Genomic DNA, 26,336 nt, shown 5'->3' on the forward strand with positions numbered 1-26,336 from the left:
TATTCGACCTGTTCGCAGCTCGGCTACATGTTCTTCGCCGCCGGCGTCGGCGCGTACGGCGCGGCGATGTTCCACCTGTTCACGCACGCCTTCTTCAAGGCGCTGTTGTTCCTGGGTGCGGGCTCGGTGATCCATGCCATGCATCACGAGCAGGACATGCGTTACTATGGCGGTCTGCGTCGCCACATCCCGCTCACCTTCTGGGCGATGATGATGGGGACGCTGGCGATCACCGGCGTGGGTATCCCGGCTCTGTTCGGCAATCCGATGGCGTTCGGTTTCGCAGGCTTCCATTCGAAAGACGCGATCATCGAGGTCGCCTATGCGGGTGGTTCGGGCTTCGCCTTCTGGGCGGGCGTGATTGCCGCGCTGCTGACCAGCTTCTATTCGTGGCGCCTGATGTTCCTGACCTTCTGGGGCAAGCCGCGCTGGACCGGGTCGGAGCATATTCAGCATGCCATTCACGACGCCCACGGGCATGGCGATCACGGGCACACCCATGATCCGCACCCCGCGAACGAGGATGCCGGCGACGAGCCGCATGTCCATGGTCCGTCGCAGGAGGACCTGCCCGAAGGCACCGGGGGCTATCATCCGCATGAGAGCCCGCTGGTCATGCTGATCCCGCTGATCGTCCTGTCGATCGGTGCGATCGCGGCGGGCTTCGTCTTCCACGGCTGGTTCATCGAGCCGGAAGCGGGCGAGAGCTATTGGAAGGGGGCGATCGCCTTCAACGAGCATTTGATGTATTCGATGCACGGCGTGCCGGTGTGGGTGAAGCTGTCGGCGACGATCGTCATGCTGCTCGGTCTGCTGACCGCGTATCTGACCTATATCCGTGCGCCCGAATTCCCGGCCAAGTTCGCGGACCAGTTCCGCATCCTGTACCGCTTCCTCCTCAACAAATGGTATTTCGACGAGATCTACCATTTCCTCTTCGTGCGCCCCGCCTTCGCGATCGGCCGGTTGCTGTGGCACCGTGGCGACGAGAAGACGATCGACCGCTTCGGCCCCAATGGTGTCGCCTGGCTTATCCAGCAGGGCAGCCGGGGTGCGGCGCGCTTCCAGACGGGATACCTCTACAGCTATGCCTTCGTCATGTTGATCGGCCTGACCGCGGCCGTCACCTGGGCCATTTTGGGTTGATCGCGTGATGCAGGGCTTCCCGATCCTCTCCGTCATGCTGGCGGTCCCGGCTATTGCCGCGATCGCCTGCCTTTTCCTCAATGCGAACGGCGCGCGCATGCTGGCGCTCGCCGCCACGCTGATCGACTTCGCCCTGGGCATCGTGCTCTGGACGCAGTTCGATGTGGGCGGCGCCCAGTGGCAGTTCGTTGAACATGCCCCCGGCATCTTCGGCCCGTTCGGCTGGTCGCTCGGCATCGACGGTTTCGCGCTGCTGCTCATCATGCTCAGCGTGTTTCTGATGCCGATCTGCATCGGCGCCAGCTGGCGTGCGATCGACAAGCGCGTCCCCGAATATATGGGCCTGTTCCTGTTCACCGAAGTGCTGATGATCGGCACCTTCGCGGCGCAGGACCTGTTCCTCTTCTACGTCTTCTTCGAAGCCGGCCTGATCCCGATGTATCTGATCATCGGCATCTGGGGCGGGGCGAACCGCATCTACGCGTCGTACAAGTTCTTCCTGTACACGCTGCTCGGTTCGCTTCTGATGTTCGTCGCGATGCTCTATATGGCGCGCACGGCGGGCACGACCTCGATCCCGGCGCTGCTGGCCTATGACTTCCCAGCCTCGGTCCAGACCTGGTTGTGGATCGCCTTCTTCGCCTCGTTCGCGGTCAAGATGCCGATGTGGCCGGTCCACACCTGGCTTCCCGACGCGCACGTTCAGGCGCCGACGGCGGGTTCGGTCATCCTGGCGGGCGTGCTGCTGAAGCTGGGCGGCTATGGCTTCCTGCGCTTCCTGCTGCCGATGTTCCCGGAGGCGAGCGGACAGCTGACCTGGCTGATCTTCGCGCTGTCGGCGGTGGCGGTGATCTACGCTTCGCTGGTCGCGCTGGTGCAGTCCGACATGAAGAAGCTGATCGCCTATTCGTCGGTCGCGCACATGGCGATCGTGACCATTGGCCTCTATGCCTTCAACCAGCAGGGCATCGAAGGCGCGATGATCATGATGCTCAGCCATGGTCTGGTGTCGGGCGCGCTGTTCCTGTGCGTCGGCGTCATCTATGACCGGCTGCACACCCGCGAGATCGCGCGGTACGGCGGGCTGTCGATCAACATGCCCAAATATGCCGTGCTGTTCCTGTTCTTCACCATGGCGTCGATCGGTCTGCCGGGCACCAGCGGCTTCGTCGCGGAGTTCCTGTCGCTGATGGGCACCTATCAGGTGTCGACCTGGACCGCGCTGCTGTGCACCACCGGCATCATCCTGGGCGCGGCATACATGCTCTATCTTTACCGGCGCGTCGCCTATGGCGAGATCAAGTCGGACGAGGTGGCGGCGATGCCCGACCTGTCCAGCCGTGAGCTGTGGCTGCTCGCCCCGATTGCGGCGGTGACGCTGTGGATGGGTGTATACCCGGAAAGCTTCCTGGCGCCGATGCGCAAGGACGTTCAGGTCCTGCTCCAGCGGATCGACCGGGCGAATCCGGGTTCGGACAGCCGTCCGACCGCCGGTAACCCAGCGCTGGCCACTACTCATGCCCCTGAGCACCAAGCTGCGCACGGGGAGGCGCACTGATGAGCTATTCGTTGAACCTTTTGATGGTCCTGCCCGAGCTGGTGCTGAGCCTGGGCGCGATCGCGCTGATGCTCGTCGCCGCCTGGGGCGGGACGAACGCCACGCGCGGCATCTCGATCGCGGCGGTGTTCGTGCTGGCCGGCGCGATGGTCGCGCTCGCCGGGCCGTCGACGACCGGCGGTCTGGCCTTTGGCGGCCTGTACCGCGCCGACGCCTTTGCAGGTTTCGCCAAGGTGCTGATCTATCTGGCGACCGCGGTGGCGATCATCATGGCGCCGCGCTTCTTCGCGCGCTCGCCGGGCGAGGATCTGCGCCCCGAATATCCCATTCTGATGCTGCTTTCGGCGGTGGGCATGGGCATGATGGTCTCGGCGGGCGACCTCCTGACGCTCTATGTCGGTCTCGAACTGCAGAGCCTGTCGGCCTATGTGCTGGCGAGCTTCATGCGTCGCGACGGTCGTTCGGCCGAAGCGGGTCTGAAGTATTTCGTGCTCGGCGCGCTGGCCTCGGGCATCCTGCTCTATGGTATCTCGCTGGTCTACGGCTTCTCGGGCTCGACCGACTTTGCCCAGATCGCGGGTGCCTATGGTCGCGACGCCGCCACCGGCACGCGCTCGCTGGGCCTGATGTTCGGTCTGGTGTTCGTATTCGCTGGCCTGGCGTTCAAGATGTCGGCGGTGCCGTTCCACATGTGGACCCCGGACGTCTATGAGGGTGCGCCGACCCCGGTGACCGCCTTCTTCGCCTCGGCCCCCAAGGTCGCGGCGATGGCGCTGGCCATCCGCGTCGCCGTCGAGGCGATGGGCTCGGCGGTGCAGCAGTGGCAGCAGATCGTGACCTTCGCGGCGCTCGCGTCGATCATCCTCGGTGCGGTCGCGGCGATCGGGCAGACCAATATCAAGCGTCTGCTCGCTTATTCGTCGATCAACAATGTCGGCTTCGCGCTGATCGGTCTGGCGGCGGGTACGGCGCAGGGCGTCGCGGCGGTGCTGACGTACCTCACCATCTACGTCATCATGACGCTGGGTGCGTTCCTGATCGTCATCCGTATGCGTGACGAGCAGGGCAATCCGCTGGAGTCGATCGCCAGCCTGTCGGGCTTGTCGCGGACGCGGCCGGCACTCGCCTGGGCGATGGCGTTCTTCATGTTCTCGGTCGCGGGCATTCCGCCGCTGCTGGGCTTCTACGCCAAGTTCGCGGTGTTCAATGCGGCGGTCGCGGCGGGCCTGTTCCCGCTGGCGGTCATCGGTGTCGTCGCTTCGGTGATCGGTGCCTATTATTATCTGCGTATCATCAAGACGATGTTCTTCGATGAGCCGGCAGGTGCCTGGGACAATAGCGAGGCGCAGCCCGTCGAGAACGGCCTGATCGCGCTGTCGGCGCTGTTCGTGTCGCCGGTCGGCTATCTGCTGATCCCGGTGCTGGGCGCATGGTCGCTGGCGGCGGCGCGGGCGCTGTTCTGAGCCGATTGCTGCACGTCCCGGAGACGGGATCGACCAATGCCGATCTTCGCCAGCTTGTGGAAGCAGGCGGTGAAGACGGCCTTTGGCTCCGCGCCGACCGCCAGACGGCGGGGCGCGGACGCCAGGGGCGGGAATGGTCTTCGCCCTCGGGCAATTTCTACGGGTCGACGCTCGTCCGACTGCGGCCCGGCGACCCGCTGGCGGCGACGCTCGCACTGGTCGCGGCCGTCGCCATCGAGGGTGCGGTGGCGGCGTGCCTGTCGGGCAGTCCGGTACGGCCGATGCTCAAATGGCCCAACGATCTGCTGATCGACGGGGCCAAGCTGTCGGGTATCTTGTTGGAGCGCACCGGCGATGCGGTCATCATCGGCATGGGGATCAATCTGGCGTCGGCCCCGCAGCTACCCGACCGCGCCACGACCGCGCTGGTCGATCATGGCGTCGATGTCGCGCCCGCGACGATGCAGGCGCTGCTCGCCGAAGCCATGACCCGCTGGCTCGCTGTCTGGCGTGAGCAGGGATTGGGGGCGATCGTCCGGCGCTGGGAGGCGCGGGCGCATCCGCGCGGAACGCCGCTGACCGCACATTTGCCCGATGGGCAGGCCCTGACGGGCGCGTTCGATGGGCTGGCGAGCGACGGCGCGTTGCGGCTTGGCTTGGCGGATGGCTCGGCCCATGTCATCCATGCCGGCGATATCTTCCTGGTCTGAGGGACTTTCATGCTGCTTGCCATCGATGCCGGGAACACGAACGTGGTCTTCGCGCTGCTCGAGGGGCGGACGATCAAGGGCCGCTGGCGCATCGCGACCGATCCGCGCCGGACGGGCGACGAATATGCGGTATGGCTCAGCCAGTTGCTGGCGCTGGAAGGCTATGCGCGCGAGGATGTGACCGGCGTCATCATCGCCACGGTCGTGCCGCGCGCGCTGCATAATCTTCAGGTGCTGGCGCAGAAATATTTCAAGGTCGATCCCCTGATCGCCGGCCGCGCGCCGGTGGAGTGGGGGATCGCGATCGACGTCGACGAACCCGCTTCGCTGGGCGCGGACCGCGCCGTCAACACGATTGCGGCGCATGCGCTTCATCCCGGCGACCTGATCACCATCGATTTCGGCACCGCGACCACCTTCGACATCAGCGACTATCAGGGCGCGTACAAGGGCGGGATCATCGCGCCCGGCATCAACCTGTCGCTCGATGCGCTGGTGACCGCCGCCGCCAAGCTGCCGCGCATTGCCATCGAAGCGCCCGAAAGCCGCAGCGTCATCGGCCGCAATACGGTCGGCCAGATGCATATCGGTATCTTCTGGGGCTATATCGCGATGATTGAGGGACTGGTCGCGCGGCTGAAGGCGCAGGTCGGTCGGCCGGTCAAGGTGCTGGCGACCGGTGGTCTTGCCGCGCTTCTGTCGCCGCACACCGACGTATTCGATCATATCGAACCCGATCTGACCATTCAGGGGCTGGCGATCCTGTGGGAACGCGCCCATATTGGCTAAACAGAATTTGGTTCGGACAGCCCGCGAATATCCGCAGGGCGTTCGGACCACGCATGAGATGACCGCGCCCTGACCGGCGCAATCCCTATGCCCCATGGACTCCGCTTTCAGCGGGGTGGGGCTTCTATTGTCAGGAAGTGAATGACTCCGAAGAAAGAATTGCTGTTCTGCGCGCTCGGTGGATCGGGCGAAATCGGCATGAACGTGAACCTGTACGGCACCGAAGGTAAATGGGTGATGGTCGATTGCGGCATCACCTTCGCCGACCCGGCCTATCCGGGCATCGACGTGATCCTGCCCGACCTCAGCTTCATCGAGGACCGGCTGGACGATCTGGTCGGCATCGTGCTGACCCATGGCCACGAGGATCATATCGGCGCGCTGCCCTATCTGGCCGAAGATCTGGGCGTGCCGATCTATGCCACCGCCTTCACCGCCGGGCTCGTCCGCGGCAAGCTGGAGGAAGAGGGCAGCGCCAATCGCGTCAAGCTGCGCGTCATGGAGACGGGCAAGACGTTCGAGGTCGGCCCGTTCGACTTCACCTTCGTCCCGCTGTCGCACTCGATCCCCGAAGCCAACGCGCTGCTGATCGAGACCGCTGTCGGCCGCGTCTTCCATACCGGCGACTGGAAGCTCGACCAGACCCCCGTCATCGGTAAGCCCGCCAGCCCGGCACAGCTGTCGTCGATCGGCGACATGGGCGTCGACGTGCTGGTGTGCGACTCCACCAACGCCTTCAACACCGAAGCCTCGGGCTCGGAAGCCAGCGTGCGTCCGGGCATTGCCGAGACGGTCGCCAAGGCCAAGGGGCGCGTCGTCGTCACCACCTTTGCCTCCAACGCCGCGCGTCTGGTGACGCTGGGCGAGGTCGCCAAGGAGACGGGGCGCAAGCTGTGCGTCACCGGCCGTTCGCTCGACCGGATCCTGAAGGTCGGCAAGGCTTGTGGTTACTTCAAGGGCTTCCCGGAAACGGTCGATCCCGAGACGGCGATGCGCCTGCCCAAGGACCGCGTGCTGATCGTCGCGACCGGCGGACAGGGCGAGCCGCGCGCGGCGCTGTCGCGCATCGCCGAGGGTAGCCATACGATCCGGCTCGACACCGGCGACACTGTGATCTTCTCGGCGCGCCAGATTCCCGGCAACGAGACGGCGGTCGGCCGTATCCAGAACATCCTGGCGGGCAAGGGCGTCCGCATGGTCACCGAACGTCAGGCGCATGTCCATGTCTCGGGCCACCCCGGCCAGCCCGAGCTGGCGCAGATGTACAAGTGGCTGCGTCCGCGCACGCTGATGCCCGTCCATGGCGAGATGCGCCACATGATGGAACATGCCCGCTTCGCCACGACGCAGGGCGTGCCGCAGACCCTCGTTCAGTCGGACGGCGACATGGTCCGCCTGCTGCCCGGTAACGCGACCAAGATCGGCAATGTGCCGGTCGGACGGCTGGTGCTCGACGGCGACGTGATTCTGCCCTCGGACGGCTCGACGATGAACGAGCGGCGCAAGCTGGCGATCAACGGCCAGATCTCGGTCGGCGTCGCGGTCGCCAAGGGGCGGCTGGTCGGCAGCCCGCAGGTCCGCGTGCAGGGCGTGCCGGTTGAGGACGAGCGCGATGCCTTCATCGCCGAGGCGGTGGCGGCCGCGGCCAAGGCGGTTGACGGCCCGCGTCGTGCGACCGACAAGCTGCGCGAGGATATCCGCCTGTCGGTGCGCAAGGTCGCGACCCGCTGGACCGGCAAGAAGCCGATCGTCGACGTCCTGCTGATCGAGGGATAAGGCCATGCACTGGACGTCGGCCCTCGCGATCTACGTCCTGTTCTGGTTCCTCGCCGTGTTCCTGGTCCTGCCCTTCGGGGTCAGGACCACGCACGAGGCGGGGGGCGAGCATGTCCCCGGCACCGCCGAGAGCGCGCCGCATGTCTTTCTGATCGGGCGCTTCCTGCTGCGCACGACGATCACCGCGACGGTGATGTTCGCGATCTTCTATCTCAACTACGTCAATGGCTGGATCACCGCCGGCATGCTCGATTGGAGCGGGGTGAGCCGGGGCGTCTGACATGGCGCGCGCATCCCGCCTGTTGGATATTCTCCACCTGCTCGATCGCCAGGTCGGTGTCGTGCCCGGCCGGCAACTGGCCGGGCAGCTTGGCATGTCACCGCGCACGCTTGACCGTGACATCGCGACGCTCCGGGCGCTGGGGGTCGAGATCGAGGGTGAGGCAGAACGCGGCTATCACCTGACCCCCGGCATAGTGCTGGCGCCGATGCATTTCCCGGTCGAGGAAGTCGAGGCGCTACTCCTGGGCGCGGCCGAGGTCGCCGAGCATGCCGACCCGGACACGGCAAGGGCGGCGCGGAATGCCGCCGCGCGGATCATGGCCGTGATGACGCCGGGACAGGCCATCGCGATGCGGTCGACCCTGTCATGCATCGATCTGGACGACGAGGATCATCAAGAGGGTGAGCCTCTGGAACTGGATGCCGCCATTCAGGGGGAGCGGCGGATAAATCTCGTCTATCGTGACATCGATGGCGATCCGTCGCGGCGCATCATCTGGCCCTTCGCGACCGGTCTGTACAATCGCGCGGATGTGCTGCTCGCTTGGTGCGAATTGCGCCGCGATTACCGGACCTTCCGCATCGACCGTATCGTGACCGTACGCCCGCTACCCGATCGCTATCCCCGCCGCCGGTCCGCCCTGTTGCGAGAATGGCGCGCGCGGCGGGATATCGAGCATGACCGCTATCGACTGCACGAACGGGACGCGGATCAGGAATAGGCCGGGCTTCACGTCTCGGCGGCTGTCACGACATATCTTGCGATCTCAGCGAAGCCGCTCGATCGCCTGGGCGAGCGCGACATAGAGCTTGCCCATATCCGACGACAGCAAGGTCACGCCCAGCGGCGATCCGTCGCGCTGGGCCAGCACGCCGCGCAGCATCGCCTCGAAATCATGGATATAGCGGTTCACATGCTCGCGGAACTTGGTGTCCTGATCATAGAGATCGGCGATGTCGCGCGCCTGATGCGAGTCGAGGATACGCACCGCGCGCCGGGTGAAGACGCCGCGATCGCCCTTCAGATAAGCCGCCCATGCGCTGTCGGTGACCTCGGGCGCATAGATTTTGGCGATGTCGATCGAGGCGGAGTTGAGCGATTCCACCAAGAGCGAGGCACGCCGCGCGAAATTATCGCGGTCGGCGTCCTCGCGTTCGGTACGGGCCTCCTCGATCCGCGTCTCGACCACCGCCGTCTTCTCGGCGATCAGATCGGCCTGGCGCGCCAGCCTTTCGGTCGCGCGGGTCGCGGCCTCGACGGCGCTCTGGGTCGCATCGACGATGGCGTGCACTTGCCGCTCGACCGTGTTGCCGGTGGCGCGGCGCATCGCCTCGGCGCTGGCCTGCTCCAGCACGCTGGCGGCTTCGGGGACGACGTTGGCCAGCGTTTCGCGCGCGCTGTCGGCGGCCGTCACGGCGGTTTCGCGGACGCGGAGCAGCGCGTCGACCAGCTTGGGCGCGGCCTCGTCGGCGAACTGGTTCGTACGGTCGATCGTCTCCTCGACCATCATGCCCAGCGCATCCGCTTTGGCACGGCCGGTCGACAGCGTTTCGATCAGCGTGCCCGACAGGGTTTCCAGCGTCTGCCGCTGTTCGGCGATGACCTCGGCGATCGCCTCGATCGCTTCGTGGGTGCTTTCGGCGGCCGTCACCAGGGCGAGCAATTCGGGCTTGGTCCGAACGACGACCTCATGGCTGCCGACGATCCGCTGGTCGAGCCGAGCCAGCGCTTCGGGCAACGTCTCGTCGATCTCGCGCGCGGCCGCGTCCAGGGCGATCAGCAGCGTCTCGGTCGTGCCGATCACGCGATTGGCCATGCTTTCGCCAGCCTCCAGCGCACCGGTCATCGCGTCGGCCGACCCGCCCAGCGCGCTGATCGAGGCGGCGAGCATCTGCGACTTCTCGGTGCCCTGGACATGCAGCGTGGCGATCCGCGTCTCGACCCGGTCGAGCTGGGTGTCGAGCGTATCGACGATCGCCTCGCCCGCGATCCGCTGCGCCTCCAGTTCGGCGGTCAGGCGGGTCACCGCGCCGTCCACCTGGGTCAGCCGCTCGGCCAGCGCATCGGCACTGTCGCGGGCGGCACTGTCGAGCGCGTGCCGGTTCTCGCCGACCATGGCAATCAGCGCCTCGCCCTGTTCGGCGATGCCCTGACGCGACTGGTCGAGCGCTTGCGCCGTCCGATCGAGCAGCGCGTCGATGGTGGTCGTGACACTGGCGGTCAGGGTCTCCAGATGCGCGCTCGCGGAGCGGCTGGTCGCCTCCATCTGTTCGAGGTGTGTCGCCAGCCGCTGCGCCGCGCCGCTGGCGATGGTGTCCGCATCCTGCCCACGCCGGCCCAGCGCGACCAGCTGCGCATCCAACGCGGCGGCATGGCTCTGCGCCGAACGTGCGGTCTCGGCCATGCGGTCGCTCGCCTCACCCACTTCGTCCACGGCATGGGGCAGCGCGTCGAGCAGCTGGGCGAGGCTGGTCTGGCTGGTGCCCGCGACATCGGCCAGCGTGCGGCCATGCGCCTCGACCATCTGGATATCGTCGGACAGGTCGCGTGCGATCGCGTTGAAGCGCGTCTCGGCGGCCTGCGCCATTTCGGCGAGCGCGACCGCCTGCGCCGACAGCTCCCGGCGATTGGCCTCCAGCCGCTGGCCGATGGCGGTGACTGCGGCCTCCAGCGCCAACGCCTCGTCGCGCATGTCGCGCGCGGTCAGCGCGAAGCGGCGCTGCTCGGCGCGGCTGCCGCGTTGCAGGATCAGCCAGAGGATCGCCACCAGCATCGGTCCGGCCAGCGCCAGTGTCACCACCGGTGCCAAGCTCGTAGGGGTCACGGCCGCCGATCCGACCAGGCCCCAAAGCAGGATCGCGAGCGGCCAGAGCGTGGCGGCCGCGACCGCGACGAACAGCGGCCAGCGTGGTGCCGGCGGCTCGGCGGGAATGTCGAGGCGATCCTCCAGCCAGACGTGCGCCGGCTGGCCGGGGGCGGGGGGCTCCGTCGCAGCGGGCGTGTCGAACGGGGATGTCGCCGCCGTCTGGATCGCATCGCCGTCCAGCAGGTCCGATCTGTCCTGACGCTCCGCGCGCAAATCCACGATCATCCAAGCCCCCGTGTCACAATGGGTCGGTTTATCACGTTTGCCGGCGGCAGAAAGCGAATTGCGCTATTCCGTGCAGGAGCTTCCGGTTTAAGGGGCGGTGATGACCTATGAACGCGGAACGATCGACTCTGCCCTGGCGGCGGTTGCGGGTGACGAACCGGCCGTGATCCAGGACCTGCGCATCGCCTTTGTCGACAGCGCGACGCGCGCGCTGGAAGCGATGCACCTGGCCCATGAGGGCCCCGAATGGCGGGAGGCCGCGTTGCGGCTGAAGGGGCTGGCGGCGAGCGTCAACGCCCTGCCGCTGATGACGCTGGCCAGCCAGGCGGCGGACAGGGAGGCGGCGGACGCCGCCCTGCTCGACCGGATCGGTGAGGTCGTCGCGCGGCTCTAAGAGGCTGGTGCCAATATGAAAGGATGGACGGTCGGGGCTGGCATGGATGCCGCCGACCGCCTAACAGCGACCGATGTTGTCCGGGCTATTATTCGCGATCGACGATGCCGATGACCGCCCCGGGCGGTTGACGGCCACCCTGCCATTCGCAGGCGTGACCCTGATCGAATATCAGGCGCGCCTGCTGATCGCGGCGGGCGCGGCGCAGGTGATCATCGTCGTTGCCCGCCTGACCCCCGAATTGCTCGGCGCGATCGCCCGCATCGCGCAGCGCGGCGTGGTGGTCGATACGGTGCGCAGCGCGGTCGAGGCGGCCGAGAAGCTGCACCCGTTGTCGCGGCTGGTCGTACTGGCCGATGGCCTCATCACCACCGAGGAGACGATCGCGCTGGTCCTGCGCGATACCGGTCATGACGCGCTGATGGTCGTGCCCGAGGCGGGAGCGGAAGCGGGGCTGGAGCGCGTCGGCGGACAGATGGCCTGGGCCGGCGTCGCGCGCGTCGATCCGCGCCGGGTGGCCGAGGTGGCGGCGCTGCCCCGCGATTACGATCTGCAATCCACGCTGCTGCGCCTCGCCGCGCAGGCACACGCGACCCATATCCTGTTGCCCGCCGAAGCCGAAAAGGCCGGACATGGCATCGTACACCGCGCCGAGACGCTGGATGCGCGCGGCCGGGCCGTCGTGGCGCGACTGGTGTCGGGTCGGCGCAGCTGGTTCGACCGCTATGTCCTGGCGCCCGTTGCGCGCTTCGCGCTGCCCCGACTGGTCGAGCGGGCGGTGCCGGCGCATGTCGCGGGCGGGGTCGGCGTCGGGCTCGCCGCGCTGGGCATGGTGCTGATCCTCGTCGGACTGCGCGCTCTGGGCCTGTTCGTGACGATCGCCGGGACGCTGGGGCTGGGTCTCGGCGAGACGCTGGCGGGTCTGCGCGACGAGCAGCAGGCGGCGCGCGCGCAAGCGGCGGCGATCGCGGTGGTGGCCGCGCTGGCGATCGGCGCTCTGGGCTGGCAATATTACCGTGTGGCGGGCGACGAGCTGGGGCCGATGCTGGCGTTGATGCTCGTTATCCTCGGCATATTGGCCGAGCGTGCGGGCCTCTATCGCTTTCGCCGGCGCTGGTGGGCCAGCCCGCCGGCCTATCTGCTCGTGATCCTGCCCGCCGCGCTGCTGGGCATCGGGCTATGGGGGCTGGCGCTGGCGGGTATTTACGCCATCGCCACCCTGGCGTCCGCAATCGAGACATTACGCGCGCAAGTTTAGTGTCGCATTAACATCATAGGGGTTAGCGGTGCCGAATGGCGGTCGAAGCGGACCCAGATCAGGCTGACAGGCAGGCCGCGCGATGGATCGCGCGTGTCGCGCAAGCCCGTCGCCGTGCCGCCCGGCAACGACAGGCCGCCGCGCTCGACCTCTCGCTGGACGATACCGAGCGGCTGACCGACCGGATCCGCCTGACCGTGGCCGCGCATCTCCGCCAGCTGGTCGAGGCGATCTTTCACGATCTGAAGCACCAGGCCACCCGGCTGGCGGTGGACGCGGGGCACGATGCGGCGAATTTCTGGTCCGCCTCGGCGGGCGACATCGTCGAACGGCTGCGCGATGCCGGCATGCTGCACGATGCACCGTGGGTGGCGGAGATCGTCGCCCAGGCGCACCAGCGCTTGATCGCCGCCGCGCTGCCCAGCGAGCATGGCGGCGACGCGCCCAGCCTGCTCGTCCGGTTGAGCGAAGCGCCCGACCGGATCGTCGCGGTCGCGGCGCGCGCGGTGCTGGCTGCGGCCGATCACGGCGGCGAGCGCCCGTCGACCCTGACGGCACAGACGCACCATGCGCTGGTCTGGGCGGTCGCCGCCGCGATGCGCGACAGGGACCACCCGGCGGCGGATCGGGCGCTGGCGCAGGCGGCCGAGCGCGTGCTGGCCGCGCGCGACGAGAGCGAGCCTTTCGGGGCCGCAGCGCTGCGGCTGGCGATGGCGATCGACGCGCGGCCCGCCGAATTGCCCGACCTTCTGCTCGAAAGCCTGTCGGATCGGCAGCTTGGCCTGTTCGTCGCCTTTCTCTCCCATGCGCTGGGATTTGGGGATCGCGACATGCGCGAGATCGTGCTGGAGCCCGAGGGCGATCGGCTCTGGCTGGCGCTGCGCGCGCTGGACCTGGATCGTGTTACGATCGCACGGATCGGCTGGTCCCTGAGCGAGGCGGACCGGCGGCGCGATATCGAGGCTTTTGCCGATGGCCTGGATGACGTGATGTCGATCGCCGCGCGCGACGCGGCCGAGGCTCTCGCGATACTGAAGCTGCCCGCCCCATTTCGCGCGGCGATCGACCGGTTCGACGGGACGGCGCGGCGATGACGTCGATGAACAGCCCCGGCGAATCGATGGTGGCACGCGCCATCCTCGACGGAGAGAATCATATCCTGTCGGCCGATCCCCCGATCGAGCTGCTACATATCCGTGCCGGGGGCGGGGCGCATGACCGGTTGGCGGTGGCGCCGATCGCGACGATCGCGCAGCTGGCCCGCCGCCTTGGCATCGCGGTGTCGCGCCGTGTCCTCGTGGCGGACGACGAAGGCGATCTCGACCTGTGGGTGCAGGCTCGCCCCGAAACGGGGCAGATCCGCCTGAGCGTCAGTGGCTGGCGCGACCGCGAGGCGTGGAAGCCTCGTGCGACGCCGCCCGATTATGCGGCCGCCGGTGCCGATGTCTGGTGGGAAACCGACGCTGCGCTGCGCCTGATCGCGCTGTCGTCGGGGGCGGGGCACGGTTTCGATGCGCAGGCGATGCTGGGTCAGCCGCTTCATGCGCTGTTCGCCTTCGACACGGCGGCGGGGGGGCGGCTGCTGGCCGATCCGGCCCCGCTCGACGGGCAGGGCGCGCGGCTCCGCCCGACCGATGCACCGGTCCGTCTGTCCGCGGCGATCCGCCACGATGCCATGGGCGGCATCGCCGGGCTGATCGGGGCTGCCTATCTGATCGACGAGGTGGGCGACGAGATCGAGGCCGTGTCGCCGGGCGCCCCGTCGCTGACCGAGAGCTTCACCAACGGCCTCGACCGTGCGCTGCGTACGCCGCTCGCGCGGATCGTCGCCAATGCCGACAGCATCGCGGCGCAGGGCGATGGGCCGGTCGCCGCGACCTATGCCGATTATGCCAGCGACATCGCCCATGCCGGGCGGCACCTGATGGGGCTGGTCGACAATCTGGTCGAGCTTCAGGCGATCGAGCAGCCCGATTTCCGGCTCGCGTCTATGCCGATCGACTTGGCCGATGTCGCGCGTCGAGCCGCCGGCCTGCTGGGCGTTCGCGCCGAGGCCGCCGGGGTGACGGTGCGCCGGCCCGGCGCGACCGACATGCTGGACGCGACCGGCGATTTCGGACGCAGCCTGCAAATCCTCATCAACCTCATCGGAAATGCGCTGCGCTATTCGCCGCGCGGGGGTGAGGTGATGGTGACGGCCGAGCGAGAGGGCGATTGGGCGCTGGTCCGCGTGGTCGACCAAGGCAAAGGCATCGCGCCAGAGGATCAGGCGCGCATCTTCGAGAAGTTCGAACGCGTCGATCCGACCGAGCCGGGCGGCAACGGCCTGGGCCTCTATATCGCGCGGCGATTGGCGCGGGCGATGGGCGGCGACCTGAGCGTCGAGAGCGTGCCCGGCGCGGGCGCCACCTTTACCTTCCGCCTTCGCGCCCGATAAAAAAGGGGCCCCCGAGGGAGCCCCTTTCATGGGTTCGTTCTGACGAAAGCGTCAGCGCCGCCGGGGCAGCCGCCGTGCGACCAGGATCAGCGCCAGTCCGACGATCGCCGTGAAAGCGCCGCGATCGGCCAATTCGCCGCGCCCGAGCATGAAGCTTTCCTGCGGCCAGCGGATGTAGCCCAGGCCCTGGCCGATCCATAACGCGCCGGTCAGCGCCAGCATGACGCCGATGGCGATCAGGATCGGCCGGGCCCGGTTCATCACTTAGCGCTGCGAAACCGGGACGTAGGAACGCTGCGTCGGGCCGGTGTAGAGCTGACGCGGGCGGCCGATCTTCTGGTCGGGATCGGTGATCATCTCGTTCCACTGCGCGACCCAGCCGACGGTGCGGGCGAGCGCGAAGAGCACGGTGAACATCTCGGTCGGGAAGCCGATCGCCGACAGGATGACGCCCGAATAGAAGTCGACGTTCGGGAACAGCTTCTTCTCGACGAAGTAATCGTCGCTCAGCGCGATCTCCTCGAGGCGCAGCGCGGTCTCGAACAGCGGATCGTTGACCTTCAGCGCGTCGAACACTTCGCGCACGGTCTTCTGCATCACGGTCGCGCGCGGATCGTAGTTCTTGTAGACGCGGTGGCCAAAGCCCATCAGGCGGAACGGGTCGTTCTTGTCCTTGGCGCGCGCGATGAATTCGGGGATGCGATCGGGGGTGCCGATCTCACGCAGCATGTTGAGCGCGGCCTCGTTCGCGCCGCCATGCGCCGGGCCCCAAAGGCAGGCGATGCCCGCCGCGATGCACGCGAACGGATTGGCGCCCGACGAACCCGCCAGACGCACGGTCGAGGTCGAGGCGTTCTGCTCGTGATCGGCGTGCAGGATGAAGATGCGGTCCATCGCCTTTTCGACGGCCGGGTTCACCTCATACGGCTCGGCCGGAACGCCGAAGGTCATGCGCAGGAAGTTGCCGGTGTAGGACAGCGAGTTGTCCGGGTACAGGAAGGGCTGGCCCACCGAGTACTTGTACGCCATCGCCGCGATCGTCGGGATCTTGGCGATCAGGCGGTGCGAGGCGATCGTGCGCTGCACCGGATCATGGATGTCGGTCGAATCGTGATAGAAGGCCGACAGCGCGCCGACGACGCCGCACATGATCGCCATCGGGTGCGCATCGCGGCGGAAGCCACGGAAGAACGCCGCCAGCTGCTCATGCACCATGGTGTGGCGCGTGATGGTGTTGGTGAAGCCCGACAGCTCGTCCTGGTTCGGCAGTTCGCCGTTGAGCAGGAGATAGGCGACTTCCATGAAGCTGCTGTTCTCGGCCAGTTCGCCGATCGGATAGCCGCGATGGAGCAGGACGCCCTGGTCGCCGTCGATATAGGTCAGTTCCGACCGGCACGACGCGGTCGAGGTGAAGCCGGGATCATAGGTGAACGCGCCGGTCTGCGCATAGAGCTTGCGGATGTCGACCACGTCCGGGCCGATCGAACCGGACATGACCGGATAGTCGAACTCTTTGCCTGCGATGTTGAATTTCGCGGTGTCGTTCATGCTCAAATATCCTTCCTATCTGCGGTCATCTGGTCCGCGATCCGACCCAGGCTCTCGTCACGGCCCAACACGTTGAGCACATCGAAGATCCCCGGAGACGTCTTGCGTCCGGTCAAGGCAGCGCGGAGCGGCTGGGCGACCTGGCCGAGCTTGACGCCCTCGGCTTCGGCCACCTTGCGTACCGCGTCTTCCAAAAGCTCCGTATCCCAGTTGTGCACCGCGTCAAGCGCGCCGTGCACGGCAAAGAGAATGTTGCGTGCCTTTTCATCGAGAAGCCCGCTCGCGGCGTCGTCCATGGTCAGCGGGCGGGTCACGAAAAGGAACTTGGCGCCATCGGCCAGTTCGTTGAGATTGGCGGCGCGGGGCTTCAGCGACGGCATCGCAGCGGTCAGCAGCGCGACATTCTCGACGCCCATGCGCTTGGCGGTCAGCTCCGCCAGGCGGGCGTCATCGGCCTCGCGGATATAATGGCCGTTGAGATTTTCCAGCTTCTTGATGTCGAAGCGCGACGGCGCCTTACCCACGGCGGCGAGGTCGAACCACTTCACCGCATCCTCGCGCGCGATGATCTCGGCATCGCCGTGGCCCCAGCCGAGGCGGAGCAGGTAATTGTCGAGCGCTTCGGGCAGGATGCCCATCTCGTCGCGATAGGCCTCGATCCCGACCGCGCCGTGGCGCTTGGACAGCTTGGCCCCGTCCGACCCGTGGATCAGCGGGATATGCGCATAGATCGGCTCGGGCCAGTCCATCGCCTTGTAGATCGGCAACTGGCGGAAGGCGTTGTTGAGGTGATCGTCGCCGCGAATGACATGGGTGACGGCCATGTCGTGATCGTCGACCACCACCGCCAGCATATAGGTCGGCGTGCCGTCCGACCGCAGCAGGATGAGGTCGTCGAGCTCGGCATTCTGGACGGTGACGCTGCCCTGCACCTGGTCGTCGATCGTTACCGACCCCTCGCGCGGCGCGCGCAGGCGGACGACGAAGGGCTGGCCTTCGGGTGCGGTCGCGGGATCGGCGTCGCGCCACGGCGAGCGGATGCGCAAGGGCTGCTTGGCGGCCTGCGCAGCCTCGCGCTGGGCGGTGATCTCGTCCTGCGTCATATAGCAGCGATAGGCGTGGCCGCGCGCCATCATCTCGTGCGCGACCTCGGCATGGCGATCGGCGCGCGCGAACTGGAACACCGCCTCGCCGTCCCAGTCGAGGCCCAACCAGCGCATGCCGTCCAGGATCGCGTCGATCGCCGGTTGGGTCGAGCGGACCCGGTCGGTATCCTCGATACGCAGCAGGAACTTGCCGCCATGGTGACGGGCGAACAGCCAGTTGAACAGCGCGGTGCGCGCGCCGCCGATATGGAGGAAGCCGGTCGGCGAGGGCGCGAAACGGGTCACGACCCCTTTGGCGGCGATATCATCTGTTGCGCTCAACCGAGCATACTCCCAATCATGAAATCCGATGGCCCATTCAGCCGCCGCAGCCCCTAGCATCAAGCGCCCGCGCCGCCAAATGCCATGGTCGGGCGGCATGTCCCTGTACTGGCGGACCGGGCGCGACCGCGCGGAGCGATGGGCCGAGGCGGAGCGAACGCAGATACCGCTCTGGACCCCGGTCGGACTGGGGCTTGGCATCGCCGCATGGTTCATGCTGCCCGATGCGCGCGCCTGGACGGCGTTCCTGTGTCTGTCGGCCGCGATGGCGGTGACCGCCGCGACTGTGACGGACGGCGGCCGCTTGGCCCGGATGGTCGGGGGACTGGCGTTGCTGCTGATGGCCGGGCTGTCGCTGGCCTGGCTGCGCGCCGAATCGGTCGCGTTGCCCGTTCTGGTGCGGCCGGTGGTGGCGGACGTGGCCGGGCGGGTCGAAGGGGTGGATCGGCTGGCCGCGCGGCGGATGGTGCGGGTGAGGCTTCGCCCGCTGGCGGCGCGCGACGGACGGGGGCGGGCGGTCGTGCTGCCGCCGCGTATTCGGATATCGCTGGCGGATACCGACGTTCCCGGCGGGTTGGGTCCGGGGGCCCTCATCCGTTTGCGCGCGCGGTTGATGCCGCCGGCGGGCCCGATCGCGCCCGGTGGCTATGACTTCGCGCGCGCCGCCTGGTTCCAGGGGATCGGCGCGACCGGGCGGGGCTTCGCACCCGTCACGGTACTGCGCGCGGCGGACCGGAGCGACGGCCTGCGCCAGCGTCTGTCGCGCCGGATCAGCGAGCGGGTGGGCGGTGGCGCAGGCGGGATCGCCGCCGCGCTCGCCACCGGCGATGTCGGCGCGATCGGGCAGGCGGATGCGGAGGCGATGCGCCGCGCCGGGCTCGCCCACCTGCTATCGGTCAGCGGACTGCACATCACGGCGGTGGTCGGCATCGTGATGACGATGACCATTCGGCTGCTGGCGCTGTGGCCGTGGCTGGCGCTGCGGGCGCGATTGCCGCTTGTCGGTGCGCTGGCCGGGGCGCTGGCGGCGCTGGGTTATACCGTGTTGACCGGGGCGGAGGTGCCCACCATCCGCTCCTGCGTCGCCGCGATGCTGGTGTTGGTGGCGCTGGCCATGGGGCGACAGGCGGTGACCTTGCGACTGGTCGCGGCGGGCGCCGTGCTTGTCCTCCTGTTCCGACCAGAGGCGCTGATGGGCGCGAGCTTCCAGCTGTCCTTCGCCGCGATCACCGCGATCATCGCCCTGCACGAGCATCCCGCAATGCGGCGCTGGTTCGGGCCGCATCCCGACTGGCGCTGGTCGGCCCTGCGGAGCGGCGGTGGGCTGTTGGTGACGGGGTTGGTCGTCGAGGCCGCGCTGATGCCGATCGCCATCCATCATTTCCACAAGGCGGGGCTGTACGGGGCCTTCGTCAATATCGTCGCGATCCCCTGGACGACCTTCGTCGCGATGCCGATCGAGATCCTGGCGCTCTTGCTGGAGCCGTTGGGGCTGGCGGGGCCGTTCTGGCGGTTGCTCGGTTGGGCGTTGGGCCTGCTGCTCTCCTTGGCGCATCATGTCGCGGGATTGCCGGGTTCGGCGATGGCGGTGCCGGTGTCGTCCGATCGGGCGTTCGGATTGGCCATTGCCGGGGGGCTGTGGCTGGCCCTGTGGCGGACGCGGGGGCGATGGCTGGGGGTGCCGCTCATCCTGCTGGGCGTGGGCGGCATGCTCGTCGCCCGCGCGCCGGACATGATCGTCACCGGTGACGGGCGTCATGCCGCGATCCGAACCGATGCGGGGATGGCGCTGCTGCGCGAGCGCGCGGGCGACTATATGCGGACCACGCTCGCGGAGATGAGCGGATTGCAAGCCGATCTGGCGGCGCTATCCGATCAGCCCGTGGCCCGGTGCGGGGCGGACGTTTGCCTCACGCGTATGACCATGGGTGGGCGATCATGGCGGATCGCCGCGACCCGCAGCGGCTATACGGTGCCTTGGCGCAGCTTGGTTGCGCTGTGTGGCACGGTCGACGTCATGATCGCCGATCGGCGCCTGCCCGACGCCTGCCAGCCCTATTGGCTGAAACTCGACGCCGCGACCTTACGCAAGACGGGTGGGGTAAGTGTGTGGTTCGATCCGGCGCGCGTCGAGACGGTCAACAGCCCGGGTGACGGACATCCGTGGCGGCGCCCTTCGGCCGAAGGGCGACCTTCAAGGTGAGGTTCGGCAATTTAAGCCGCCTGTGCAAGCCGTCCTGAGGGCATCCACCGCTTGAGGCACCGACCGGTCGACGATCCCGTCGCGCAGCGAAGACATTCTCCGGTTTCGCTTTCGGCCCGTCATCTCCTCTGGGAGAAAATCATGGCAAAACCGCCACGCCAGCCCGGCGGGGGCCGGGATCTGTTAGGGAAACGTCGGTAGCTTAGAGGAGGATGACATGAAACGAACCCACCCCTCCTCTTCAGGGGAGGGGCCGGGGGTGGGGCGCTTCCACGTGCCGAGCCGTTCGCGGCGATGCCCCACCCCAACCCCTCCCCTGAAGGGGAGGGGCTCGTATTGATTGAAAGCTATGTCATCGCGGTCTAGTGGACGAGCCGAACAGCTGGACCCCGGCCTTTGCCGGAGCGGTTCGGACGAACGTCGCGGACCGCTTCCAACGCAATGCGAGGTAGGGAGAATATGGGGCCAGCGAACTTCCCGTCAAAGACCGCGAAGTCCGATGGAAAGCAGTCCTTCGAACGATCCACCAACTAGCGGCTAGGCCATTCCGACCCCACGCTACGCGCTGCCGGAACAAGTCTGGCTACGGCTCCATGGCAACGGTGCACCAGACACGCTGCCATCGACGCCGCTCACTCGTAGCGGCGTAAAATACCGGACAGCTTGCCCTGCACCCGAACCTGCGCCGGGGCATAGCGTTGCGGATCATAAGCACGGTTGGCGGGATCGAGCCGGACCATCGAGCCTTCGCGCCGGAAATATTTCAGCGTCGCCTCGGCATCGTCGATCAGCGCCACGACGATCTGGCCGTCGCGGGCCACGTCGGTGCGGCGGATCAGCGCATAGTCGCCGTCCAGGATGCCGGCCTCGACCATCGAGTCGCCCGACACCTCCAAGGCATAATGCTCACCCGAGCCGAGCAGCGCGGCGGGCACTGCCAGCGTCGAACTGCCCTCGAACGCCTCGATCGGTACACCGGCGGCGATCCGGCCATGGAGCGGGATCTCCACCACGTCATTGGCGGGCTCCGCGACGCTACGTCCCGCAGGCGCGCGGACATTCGTATCGACCGGCGCCGGCGCCATGGACTTTTCGGGACGGTCGGGCATCCGCAGCACTTCCAGCGCCCGCGCGCGGTTGGGCAGGCGGCGGATGAAATTGCGTTCCTCCAGCGCGGAGATCAGGCGGTGGACACCCGACTTGGACTTGAGGTCCAGCGCCTCCTTCATCTCCTCGAAGGAGGGCGAAACGCCCGCTTCCTTCAATCGGTCATTGATGAAGCAGACAAGCTCATGCTGCTTTGCGGTGAGCATCGCGATCCTCCGTCCAGAACAGACGTGGAACCTATATGGAACGTTTTGGCTTGCGTCAAGCGAGCATCAGGATTTCCGCCGAGTCGCCCGCGTTGGCTGGCGGCGCATGCGGTGGACGGATGACGAGGCACGTCGAACGGGCAAGCGTCAGCAGCATCGAGCTGTCCTGAATGGCGGCGGCATGGACGCGCCCGTCAATCATCGCGGCGCGCAGATAGTCGATGCGCGGCCCATTGGCGGCCAAATCCTCGCCTAGTACGGCGGGGATGGGCGCGGGAAAAGGATCGGCCGCGCCGGCCAGATGCGCGATCAGCGGTTTGACGAACAGGATGGCGGTGACGAAGGCGGACACCGGATTGCCGGGCAACCCCAGCACCACCGCGCGACCCAGCCGGCCCGCCATCATCGGCTTGCCCGGCCGAAGCGCGATCCGCCAGAAATCAATGCTGCCCCCCGCCGCCTTGAGCGCGGGCTGGACCAGATCGTGATCGCCCACCGAGGCGCCACCCGTGGTAACCAGCAGATCGGCATCTACACCAGCAAAGGCTTCGCGCAGCCGATCGAGATTGTCGGGCAGTATCCCCAGGTCGATGATGTCGACCGGCAAGTCGGCCAGCATCGCCGCCAGCATCGCGCCATTGGATTCGGGCAGGGCGGCGAGATCGCCCGCCCCCGGCGCGACAAGTTCGTCGCCCGTGGCGGCGATGGCGACGCGAACGCGCGGGCGAACGGGCAGGGTGGCATGGCCGCCCGTTGCCGCCACCGCGATCCGTGCCGGGGTCAGCCGCTCGCCAGCCTTGATCAGCCGGTCGCTGGTGGTGAAGTCCAGCCCCTTGCGGCGGACATTACGCGCTTGATGCGCCGGTCCTTCGCCGGCCAGGATCAATCGGTCACCGTCGCGCGCGGCCTCTTCCTGCACCAGCACCGTGTCCGTGCCCTCGGGAAGCGCGGCGCCGGTGAAGATGCGGGTCGCCTGCCCCGAGCTGACATGGCCCTGGAAGGGGCGCCCCGCCGCGCTTTCGCCGATCACCGTCCAGGGGCCGGGCATATCGGCGAAGCGGATCGCATAACCGTCCATCGCCGACAGGTCGCTCGCCGGCTGGGTCCGGCGGGCGGGCACATCCTCGGCGGCCCAGCGACCGGCGGCCTCGCGCAACGGGACATGGGTGACGGGGCGATCGGTCGTCAGCGCGATCAGGCGCTGCTGGGCTTTGGCGACGGGTAAGAGAATGGCGGTCACTCCTGTTGACGCGAAGGACGCACCCGACGCGCCTGAAGTTCCGGGGCTCAGGCGTGCCAGTCGCCCGATTTACCGCCCGTCTTCGACAACAGGCGAATATCGCCTATCGTCATGCGCTTATCCAGCGCCTTCGCCATGTCGTAAACGGTCAGGAGCGTGGCCGACACGGCGGTCAGCGCCTCCATCTCGACGCCCGTCTGCCCGGCGGTCGCAGCGGTCGCCGTGACGGTCACGCCGGTGTCGTCGAGCGCGAGATCGATCTCGACCTTGCTCAGCGGCAGCGGGTGGCACAGCGGGATCAGGTCGCTGGTCTTCTTGGCCGCCATGATCCCCGCCACCCGCGCGACGGCCAGCACATCGCCTTTCTGGACGCTGCCGGCAGCGATCGCAGCGGCGGCGTCAGGGGTCATCGTGATCCGCCCCCGCGCGACCGCCTGACGCTGGGTAACGGTCTTGGCCCCGACATCGACCATGCGGGCCGAACCCTCGTTGTCGAGATGGGTAAGGCCCGTCATCCGACCAGCGCGCGGGTGGCCGCCTCGACGTCATGCTGCCGCATCAGTGCCTCGCCGATCAAGAAGCAGCGAATGCCATGCTCGGCCATCGCATCGAGATCGGCGCGGCTGGTCAGCCCGCTTTCGGCGACGAAGGTCGCACCGGCGGGGGCGTGCGCGATCAGATCATAGGTACGCTGAAAATCGACCGAGAAGTCCCTGAGATCACGGTTGTTCACCCCGATCAGCCGTGACTTGAGCCGTGTGGCGCGCTCCATCTCGGCGGCGTCGTGCACCTCGACCAGCGCGTCCATGCCACAGTCGATGGCGGCTGCCTCGATCTCCTGCATCTGCGAATCGTCGAGCGCGGCGACGATGATCAGGATCGCGTCGGCGCCCAGCGCCCGCGATTCATGCACCTGCCACGGATCGACCATGAAGTCCTTGCGCAGCACCGGGATCGACACGGCGGCGCGGGCCTGTTCCAGATAGGCGTCGGCCCCCTGGAACCAGCGCTCGTCGGTCAGCACAGACAGACAGGCGGCGCCGCCCGCCTCATAGGCGCGAGCATGGGCGGGGGGATCGAAATCGGCGCGGATCAGCCCCTTGGACGGGCTGGCCTTCTTGACCTCGGCGATCAGCGCATGGCCGGTCTTGGCCTCGAGCGCGGCACGAAAGCCACGCGGCTTCGATACGTTCGCGATCCGGGCATCGAGATCGGCGTGCGACATGGTCGCCTTGCGCGCGGCGACATCGGCGCGCTTGGTTTCCAGGATGCGGTCGAGCATCGTCATCGGTAGGCAATCCATCGATCGAGAAGTGCTGCGGCCCCGCCACTGTCGATCGCGCGGGCGGCGGCCACGGCCCCCTGGGCCAGATCGGCGCTATGCCCGGCGACCAGCAGCGCGGCTGCGGCATTGAGGAGAACCGCGTCGCGATAGGCGCCCGGCTCTCCGGCGAGCAGACGGCGAAGCGCCTCGGCATTGTGCCGCGCGTCGCCGCCGCGAATGGCGGTGATGGGATGACGGGGCAGCCCGGCATCCTCGGGCGTGATCGTGCGGGGCGCGTCGACCTGGCCGACCGATACGGTGATGCTGGGACCGGCACCGGACAGTTCGTCCAGCCCTTCCTCGCCCGAGACGACCAAGGCCGCCTCTGCCCCCAACTGCTCCAGCGCCTCGGCATAGACGGTCGCATAATCGGGGCGGGCGATACCGATCAGCTGCCGCCCGACATGCGCCGGATTGGCGAGCGGCCCCATCAGGTTGAAGATGGTGCGCCGCGCGATCCGTTTCCGAATGGGGGTGATCCGCGCCATGGCGGGATGGTGGTTGGCGGCGAAAAGAAAGGCGATGCCGATATCCGTCAGGCTGGCCTGTGCCATCTCGCCGGCGCGCTGCATGTCGAGGCCCAGCACCTCCAGCGTGTCGGCGGCCCCCGCCTTGGACGAAGCGGCGCGATTGCCATGCTTGGCGACCGGCACGCCCAGGCTGGCGACGACCAGCGATACGGCGGTCGAGACGTTGAGCGTATGATGCCCGTCGCCACCCGTGCCGCAGACGTCGATGGTGCCGGCGGGCGCTTCGATGGGGATCAGCCGCTGGCGCATGGCGCGTGCGGCCTCGGCGATCTCGATCGAGGTTTCGCCGCGTTCGGTCAGGCCGATCAGGAAGGCGGCGATGGCCTCGTCATCAGCGCGCCCGTCGAGAATGTCGGAAAAGGCCGCCGCCGCGCTTTCGCGCGACAACGGGCTGATCGTATCGGGCAGGAGCGCGATGGTCGTCACGCGGCGTGTCCGACCGGGGGGCGCAGCCGTTCGGGCAGGTCATGCGCCACGCCCGCCTCGCGCAGGAAATTGGCGAGCATCGCATGGCCATATTCGGTGGCGATGCTTTCGGGGTGGAACTGCACGCCGTGGATCGGCAGCGTCTGGTGCCGGAAGCCCATCACCGTCCCGTCCTCGGCGCGCGCGTTGACGACCAGATCGTCCGGCACATCGTTGACGATCAGCGAGTGATAGCGCGTTGCGGTGAAGGGCGAGGGGAGGCCGCGGAACAGCCCGGTCCCGTCATGCAGCACCGGCGAGGTTTTGCCGTGCATCAGCCCGCCACGCTGGACCAGCCCGCCGAAATGCTGGCCGATCGCCTGATGGCCCAGGCACACGCCCAGCAGCGGCCGGCCGGCATCGGCGGCGGCGGCGACCAGGTCCAGGCTGACGCCGGCCTCGGTCGGCGTGCAGGGGCCGGGGGAAATGAGAAAAGCCTGCGCCCCCGACGAGAGCGCTTGCCCCGCCGAGATCGCATCGTTGCGCACCACCTCCACCTCGCTGCCCAATTCCTGAAGATAATGGACGAGGTTCCAGGTGAAGCTGTCGTAATTGTCGACGACCAGGATCATTCCCCCGCCATAAACGATCGCGCGGGCGGTGCAACGCCCCGCTTGACCCATGGGTCAGGTGGCGGGGCCACGGGTAGGCGGGCGGCCGTAATTCTGCCCGAATGCGGGCGTCTGGGCAGGTCATTCAGCATGGAGCCATGCGCCGTGTCTGACGTTAGGATGTCAAAGGAGTCCCGTTGCCATGGTTCGTGCCGCTCTGATCGCCGCCCTGCTCTTGTCCTCCGGGGGCGCCCTTGCCCAGGCGACGCCGCAGGATCAGCAGGCCGCGACCGGTCAACCGCCCAAGCGGGTGCGCAACGTCACGCTGACCGGTGACCAGAAGTGCCCGGAGAGCACCGCCGATGAAGTAGTGGTGTGCGGCCGCGACGACGAACCGTATCGCATCCCCAAGGCCCTGCGCGACGATCGCCCTATTCCCGCCCAGAACCAGAGCTGGGTCAACCGCGCGGCGACGATCGATCAGGTCGGACGTGTGGCGGGGGGCATCCCCGATACCTGCTCGCCGGTGGGCACGGGCGGCCAGAGCGGATGCAGCATGATGTGGAACCAGCAATATCAGGCCGAACGCCGCGCCCGCCGGGCGGAGGCGACGCCACCGGCGGCCGATGGAGAGTAAGCGGGGCGCTGAGAGTTTGCCAACCGAAACCCAGTAAGTCCGCCGTTCCCCCGCGAAAGCGGGGGCCCAGTGTCTTTGTCGGGTTATTGTGAAAGCGGGCCCGCTGATAATTGCGTCCTAAAAGAGAACTGGGCCCCCGCCTTCGCGGGGGAACAGTGCGGAATGGAAATTCTCGCAGCGGGCGATGCCGCCC

Annotated in this window: 24 protein-coding genes; 14 read left to right on the plus strand and 10 right to left on the minus strand. The window is 67.6% G+C overall.

Features of this window, described 5'->3' with window-relative positions; all coding sequences use genetic code 11:
* The 8 genes from ACQKJZ_RS03530 to ACQKJZ_RS03565 form a co-directional block, all read left to right on the plus strand.
* A partial coding sequence (locus ACQKJZ_RS03530) for a proton-conducting transporter membrane subunit (RefSeq protein WP_427729985.1) occupies positions 1-1,146 on the plus strand: 1,146 nt, incomplete at its 5' end.
* Positions 1,147-1,153: 7 nt separating this feature from the next.
* Positions 1,154-2,704, plus strand: a complete 1,551-nt coding sequence (locus ACQKJZ_RS03535; RefSeq protein WP_427730020.1) for an NADH-quinone oxidoreductase subunit M — start codon at positions 1,154-1,156, stop codon at positions 2,702-2,704.
* A complete protein-coding gene (gene nuoN / locus ACQKJZ_RS03540; RefSeq protein ID WP_427729986.1) occupies positions 2,704-4,167 on the plus strand; it encodes an NADH-quinone oxidoreductase subunit NuoN in 1,464 nt (487 codons plus the stop codon). The genes ACQKJZ_RS03535 and nuoN overlap by 1 nt, the downstream gene beginning before the upstream one ends.
* Complete coding sequence (locus ACQKJZ_RS03545) at positions 4,134-4,877, plus strand: biotin--[acetyl-CoA-carboxylase] ligase (protein WP_427729987.1); 744 nt, start codon at positions 4,134-4,136, stop codon at positions 4,875-4,877. Before nuoN ends, ACQKJZ_RS03545 begins: the two co-directional genes overlap by 34 nt.
* A 9-nt stretch (positions 4,878-4,886) precedes the next feature.
* A complete protein-coding gene (locus tag ACQKJZ_RS03550; protein ID WP_427729988.1) occupies positions 4,887-5,666 on the plus strand; it encodes a type III pantothenate kinase in 780 nt (259 codons plus the stop codon).
* Positions 5,667-5,807: 141 nt separating this feature from the next.
* Positions 5,808-7,442 (plus strand): ribonuclease J, encoded by a 1,635-nt coding sequence (locus tag ACQKJZ_RS03555; RefSeq protein ID WP_427729990.1) that lies wholly within the window; start codon positions 5,808-5,810, stop codon positions 7,440-7,442.
* 4 nt (positions 7,443-7,446) lie between these two features.
* On the plus strand, positions 7,447-7,722 hold the full coding sequence (locus tag ACQKJZ_RS03560; protein ID WP_312487441.1) for a DUF1467 family protein: 276 nt from the start codon (positions 7,447-7,449) through the stop codon (positions 7,720-7,722).
* A 1-nt stretch (position 7,723) separates the two neighbouring features.
* Positions 7,724-8,446 carry a helix-turn-helix transcriptional regulator gene (locus tag ACQKJZ_RS03565; protein WP_427729991.1) on the plus strand — a complete coding sequence of 241 codons (723 nt, stop codon included), beginning with the start codon at positions 7,724-7,726 and terminating at the stop codon, positions 8,444-8,446.
* A 45-nt stretch (positions 8,447-8,491) separates the two neighbouring features.
* Here the strand turns inward: ACQKJZ_RS03565 and ACQKJZ_RS03570 are convergent, their stop codons facing one another.
* Positions 8,492-10,816, minus strand: a complete 2,325-nt coding sequence (locus tag ACQKJZ_RS03570; RefSeq protein ID WP_427729992.1) for a hypothetical protein — start codon at positions 10,814-10,816, stop codon at positions 8,492-8,494.
* A gap of 100 nt (positions 10,817-10,916) precedes the next feature.
* On the opposite strand from ACQKJZ_RS03570, the gene ACQKJZ_RS03575 reads away from it, so the two are divergent.
* The 4 genes from ACQKJZ_RS03575 to ACQKJZ_RS03590 all read left to right on the plus strand — a co-directional run bounded on the left by ACQKJZ_RS03575 (position 10,917) and on the right by ACQKJZ_RS03590 (position 14,905).
* Positions 10,917-11,210, plus strand: a complete 294-nt coding sequence (locus ACQKJZ_RS03575) for an Hpt domain-containing protein (protein WP_427729993.1) — start codon at positions 10,917-10,919, stop codon at positions 11,208-11,210.
* A 73-nt stretch (positions 11,211-11,283) separates the two neighbouring features.
* Positions 11,284-12,468 (plus strand): hypothetical protein, encoded by a 1,185-nt coding sequence (locus ACQKJZ_RS03580; RefSeq protein ID WP_427729994.1) that lies wholly within the window; start codon positions 11,284-11,286, stop codon positions 12,466-12,468.
* 35 nt (positions 12,469-12,503) lie between these two features.
* Complete coding sequence (locus ACQKJZ_RS03585; RefSeq protein ID WP_427729995.1) at positions 12,504-13,562, plus strand: hypothetical protein; 1,059 nt, start codon at positions 12,504-12,506, stop codon at positions 13,560-13,562.
* The gene (locus ACQKJZ_RS03590) at positions 13,559-14,905 is read left to right on the plus strand and encodes a sensor histidine kinase (RefSeq protein WP_427729996.1); all 1,347 of its coding nucleotides are present in this window, start codon (positions 13,559-13,561) and stop codon (positions 14,903-14,905) included. The genes ACQKJZ_RS03585 and ACQKJZ_RS03590 overlap by 4 nt, the downstream gene beginning before the upstream one ends.
* Before the next feature lie 51 nt (positions 14,906-14,956).
* Here ACQKJZ_RS03590 and ACQKJZ_RS03595 read toward each other — a convergent pair whose 3' ends face one another.
* Genes ACQKJZ_RS03595 through gltX form a run of 3 tightly spaced genes read right to left on the minus strand, consistent with a single transcriptional unit; the run spans position 14,957 to position 17,844 of the window.
* Positions 14,957-15,166 (minus strand): hypothetical protein, encoded by a 210-nt coding sequence (locus ACQKJZ_RS03595; RefSeq protein ID WP_427730021.1) that lies wholly within the window; start codon positions 15,164-15,166, stop codon positions 14,957-14,959.
* A gap of 3 nt (positions 15,167-15,169) precedes the next feature.
* Positions 15,170-16,453, minus strand: coding sequence for a citrate synthase (locus ACQKJZ_RS03600; protein ID WP_427729997.1), 1,284 nt, complete (start codon positions 16,451-16,453; stop codon positions 15,170-15,172).
* A 2-nt stretch (positions 16,454-16,455) separates the two neighbouring features.
* Complete coding sequence (gltX, locus tag ACQKJZ_RS03605; RefSeq protein ID WP_427729998.1) at positions 16,456-17,844, minus strand: glutamate--tRNA ligase; 1,389 nt, start codon at positions 17,842-17,844, stop codon at positions 16,456-16,458.
* Positions 17,845-17,977: 133 nt separating this feature from the next.
* Between gltX and ACQKJZ_RS03610 the strand changes: the two genes are divergently transcribed.
* On the plus strand, positions 17,978-20,083 hold the full coding sequence (locus ACQKJZ_RS03610; protein WP_427729999.1) for a ComEC/Rec2 family competence protein: 2,106 nt from the start codon (positions 17,978-17,980) through the stop codon (positions 20,081-20,083).
* Positions 20,084-20,715: 632 nt separating this feature from the next.
* On the opposite strand, the gene lexA is transcribed toward ACQKJZ_RS03610, so the two are convergent.
* The 6 genes from lexA to ACQKJZ_RS03640 are packed head-to-tail and all read right to left on the minus strand — an operon-like array spanning position 20,716 to position 25,527.
* A complete protein-coding gene (gene lexA, locus ACQKJZ_RS03615) occupies positions 20,716-21,396 on the minus strand; it encodes a transcriptional repressor LexA (RefSeq protein ID WP_427730000.1) in 681 nt (226 codons plus the stop codon).
* A gap of 55 nt (positions 21,397-21,451) precedes the next feature.
* Positions 21,452-22,636, minus strand: coding sequence for a molybdopterin molybdotransferase MoeA (locus ACQKJZ_RS03620; protein ID WP_427730001.1), 1,185 nt, complete (start codon positions 22,634-22,636; stop codon positions 21,452-21,454).
* Positions 22,637-22,683: 47 nt separating this feature from the next.
* Positions 22,684-23,151: a cyclic pyranopterin monophosphate synthase MoaC gene (gene moaC, locus ACQKJZ_RS03625; RefSeq protein WP_427730002.1), complete on the minus strand. Its 468-nt coding sequence runs from the start codon at positions 23,149-23,151 to the stop codon at positions 22,684-22,686.
* The gene (gene trpC, locus ACQKJZ_RS03630; RefSeq protein WP_427730003.1) at positions 23,148-23,924 is read right to left on the minus strand and encodes an indole-3-glycerol phosphate synthase TrpC; all 777 of its coding nucleotides are present in this window, start codon (positions 23,922-23,924) and stop codon (positions 23,148-23,150) included. The genes moaC and trpC overlap by 4 nt, the downstream gene beginning before the upstream one ends.
* Positions 23,921-24,916, minus strand: a complete 996-nt coding sequence (trpD, locus tag ACQKJZ_RS03635) for an anthranilate phosphoribosyltransferase (protein ID WP_427730004.1) — start codon at positions 24,914-24,916, stop codon at positions 23,921-23,923. The genes trpC and trpD overlap by 4 nt, the downstream gene beginning before the upstream one ends.
* Entirely contained in the window at positions 24,913-25,527 is a 615-nt protein-coding gene (locus tag ACQKJZ_RS03640) for an anthranilate synthase component II (protein WP_427730005.1), read from the minus strand. Before ACQKJZ_RS03640 ends, trpD begins: the two co-directional genes overlap by 4 nt.
* 181 nt (positions 25,528-25,708) lie before the next feature.
* Here ACQKJZ_RS03640 and ACQKJZ_RS03645 point away from each other — a divergent pair, with 181 nt between their 5' ends.
* Positions 25,709-26,143 carry a hypothetical protein gene (locus ACQKJZ_RS03645; protein WP_312490172.1) on the plus strand — a complete coding sequence of 145 codons (435 nt, stop codon included), beginning with the start codon at positions 25,709-25,711 and terminating at the stop codon, positions 26,141-26,143.
* Positions 26,144-26,336: the final 193 nt, after the last annotated feature.

The organism is Sphingomonas sp. NPDC019816, from assembly GCF_050274375.1.
Taxonomy (GTDB): domain Bacteria; phylum Pseudomonadota; class Alphaproteobacteria; order Sphingomonadales; family Sphingomonadaceae; genus Sphingomonas.

Coding starts and splice junctions, on each gene's coding strand:
- ACQKJZ_RS03535 (WP_427730020.1), top strand. CDS start 1,154: ATGCAGGGCTTCCCGATCCTCTCCGTCATGCTGGCGGTCCCGGCTATT.
- nuoN (WP_427729986.1), top strand. CDS start 2,704: ATGAGCTATTCGTTGAACCTTTTGATGGTCCTGCCCGAGCTGGTGCTG.
- ACQKJZ_RS03545 (WP_427729987.1), top strand. CDS start 4,134: ATGGTCGCTGGCGGCGGCGCGGGCGCTGTTCTGAGCCGATTGCTGCAC.
- ACQKJZ_RS03550 (WP_427729988.1), top strand. CDS start 4,887: ATGCTGCTTGCCATCGATGCCGGGAACACGAACGTGGTCTTCGCGCTG.
- ACQKJZ_RS03555 (WP_427729990.1), top strand. CDS start 5,808: ATGACTCCGAAGAAAGAATTGCTGTTCTGCGCGCTCGGTGGATCGGGC.
- ACQKJZ_RS03560 (WP_312487441.1), top strand. CDS start 7,447: ATGCACTGGACGTCGGCCCTCGCGATCTACGTCCTGTTCTGGTTCCTC.
- ACQKJZ_RS03565 (WP_427729991.1), top strand. CDS start 7,724: ATGGCGCGCGCATCCCGCCTGTTGGATATTCTCCACCTGCTCGATCGC.
- ACQKJZ_RS03570 (WP_427729992.1), bottom strand. CDS start 10,816: ATGATCGTGGATTTGCGCGCGGAGCGTCAGGACAGATCGGACCTGCTG.
- ACQKJZ_RS03575 (WP_427729993.1), top strand. CDS start 10,917: ATGACCTATGAACGCGGAACGATCGACTCTGCCCTGGCGGCGGTTGCG.
- ACQKJZ_RS03580 (WP_427729994.1), top strand. CDS start 11,284: ATGTTGTCCGGGCTATTATTCGCGATCGACGATGCCGATGACCGCCCC.
- ACQKJZ_RS03585 (WP_427729995.1), top strand. CDS start 12,504: ATGGCGGTCGAAGCGGACCCAGATCAGGCTGACAGGCAGGCCGCGCGA.
- ACQKJZ_RS03590 (WP_427729996.1), top strand. CDS start 13,559: ATGACGTCGATGAACAGCCCCGGCGAATCGATGGTGGCACGCGCCATC.
- ACQKJZ_RS03595 (WP_427730021.1), bottom strand. CDS start 15,166: ATGAACCGGGCCCGGCCGATCCTGATCGCCATCGGCGTCATGCTGGCG.
- ACQKJZ_RS03600 (WP_427729997.1), bottom strand. CDS start 16,453: ATGAACGACACCGCGAAATTCAACATCGCAGGCAAAGAGTTCGACTAT.
- ACQKJZ_RS03610 (WP_427729999.1), top strand. CDS start 17,978: ATGTCCCTGTACTGGCGGACCGGGCGCGACCGCGCGGAGCGATGGGCC.
- lexA (WP_427730000.1), bottom strand. CDS start 21,396: ATGCTCACCGCAAAGCAGCATGAGCTTGTCTGCTTCATCAATGACCGA.
- moaC (WP_427730002.1), bottom strand. CDS start 23,151: ATGACGGGCCTTACCCATCTCGACAACGAGGGTTCGGCCCGCATGGTC.
- trpC (WP_427730003.1), bottom strand. CDS start 23,924: ATGACGATGCTCGACCGCATCCTGGAAACCAAGCGCGCCGATGTCGCC.
- ACQKJZ_RS03640 (WP_427730005.1), bottom strand. CDS start 25,527: ATGATCCTGGTCGTCGACAATTACGACAGCTTCACCTGGAACCTCGTC.
- ACQKJZ_RS03645 (WP_312490172.1), top strand. CDS start 25,709: ATGGTTCGTGCCGCTCTGATCGCCGCCCTGCTCTTGTCCTCCGGGGGC.